This window comes from Devosia sp., from assembly GCF_036676215.1.
In the GTDB taxonomy this organism is placed as follows: Bacteria; Pseudomonadota; Alphaproteobacteria; order Rhizobiales; family Devosiaceae; genus Devosia.
Window position 1 is genome coordinate 1 of record NZ_JAKFDJ010000178.1, and the last position, 1,635, is coordinate 1,635.

Annotated in this window: 4 protein-coding genes; all 4 read right to left on the reverse strand. The window is 62.8% G+C overall.

The features are described from left to right. The coding region (locus tag V6M52_RS15030) for an adenosylhomocysteinase (RefSeq protein ID WP_332701603.1) at window positions 1–249 on the reverse strand (249 nt) is incomplete at its 3' end. Between the two features lie 95 nt (window positions 250–344). Next, entirely contained in the window at window positions 345–785 is a 441-nt protein-coding gene (locus V6M52_RS15035) for a DUF2937 family protein (protein WP_332701606.1), read from the reverse strand. A 126-nt stretch (window positions 786–911) separates the two neighbouring features. Further along, window positions 912–1,448 (reverse strand): GrpB family protein, encoded by a 537-nt coding sequence (locus tag V6M52_RS15040; RefSeq protein WP_332701604.1) that lies wholly within the window; start codon window positions 1,446–1,448, stop codon window positions 912–914. 6 nt (window positions 1,449–1,454) lie between these two features. Beyond that, window positions 1,455–1,635: HPr family phosphocarrier protein (locus V6M52_RS15045; RefSeq protein ID WP_332701605.1), on the reverse strand; the 181-nt coding region annotated here is incomplete at its 5' end.

The following is a 1,635-nucleotide window of genomic DNA, read 5'->3' on the forward strand; positions in this document are numbered from 1 at the left end:
GAAGATGTTGCACGAAACCCAGCGCACTTCGGCGCCGAGCGCGACCAGCGTCTCGATCAGCACGGCGGTCTGGATGGTCATGTGCAGCGAGCCGGCGACGCGGGCGCCCTTGAGCGGCTGGGCGGCGGCGAATTCCTCGCGAATGGCCATCAGGCCGGGCATTTCGATCTCGGCGATGTCGAGTTCCTTGCGGCCGAAGCCGGCAAGGGAAATGTCCTTGACCGCGTAGTCGGTCGATTGGGTGGTCATGAATGAGCTCCGGGGCGGAATAAGGTCGTTGCCTTTGCTATACGCAAGGGCGCGATCCGGATCAACCGGAGACATAAAGAAATGTTTATATCCGATTACCGATAGGCGGCGTAGCGCCGGCGCTTGAACGGCATGCTGACGAAACGCCACAGGCCCGACAGCACCAGATAGCCCAGGATGAAACCGCCGCCGGCATAGAGGATACCCTCCATGGTGACGGGCACGGCCGGCCGGTAGTTCTCCAGCGTACGCTGGCCGATATCGGTGTCGAGATAGGCCGGTAGCGACTGCAGCCGTTCCACCGCATTGGCGCCCTCGATGCGGGCAAGCGTGGCGCTCAGATTGTCGTAGCGCTGGAAGGTCGCCGTCATCGAGCTGCCGCGTCCGGCGAGGAAATCGTCGTTGGAGGCCTCGAAGCGCCCCAAAGCCGCGGCGCGATCCAGCCCACCGGCCAGCGCCGCCCGGTCGAAATCCTCGGTAATGACGCGCAACTCATCAACCGCCCCGCCCAGGCGTGGGTATACTGCTGGGCATATTCAGGAAACTGGCTCAGGACGACGGCGAGGCCCAGCCCACCAATGCCGGCAACAATCCGCCGCATACGCTTCCTCCAGCTTCCCGGGTGTCAATGTGGGAGAGGCAAGAGCGTTCCGCAATCTCCCTTATGGGTCCCAAGCGACGCGCCGGGCGGGCCCGCCCATGCCAAGCACCAGCCTGTCGATGAAGGCCGTCTTGTGGCGTGAATAGGCAATACGATCGTCCCGATAGCGCAGAGCTAGCTCCTGCTTGAGATCACGATAGGCATCCCGCAGGTGGTCATCGGCACGCAGGGCATCGCGGAACAGCAAATGCCGGCGCACTTCGTCTGCATGCTCGTGAATGTGCAGGTGATGCGTGCGGCTGCCGTCGCTATCGGCCCGTTTCATAAGGAATATCTTGGTCTTGTCAGCATAGTCCGCCCGGTATTCGAACCCCGCCGCCTCCAGCGCCGGAATCACCCCTCGCGCAACTTCGAGATCGGCGACGAGGACGATGATGTCGATGATCGGTTTGGCGGGCAGGCCGGGAATTGACGTGGATCCCATATGCTCGACCAGCAATGGCAGCTCGGCAAAGCACGGTAGTATCAGCTTACGTTCGCGCTCGAAGGCGGCGGGCCAAGCGGGATCGGCATCATGCAGTTCCACGACCTCGGACATGAGGCTCTACTCCACCGCCCCGTCGCTATCCTCGTCAAAACCGTTGTTCACCAGCTCGACAATGGCTTCCAGCGCTTCGCGGGCCTGTTTGCCGCTGGCCTGGACCAGGATGGTGCTGCCCGGGCCGGCGCCCAGCATCATCAGCCCCATGATGGAATTGCCGTTGACCGAGGTGCCGTCCTTGATG

Excerpts from the sequence above, each read along its gene's own strand:
- V6M52_RS15040 (WP_332701604.1), bottom strand. The coding sequence starts at position 1,448 with ATGTCCGAGGTCGTGGAACTGCATGATGCCGATCCCGCTTGGCCCGCC.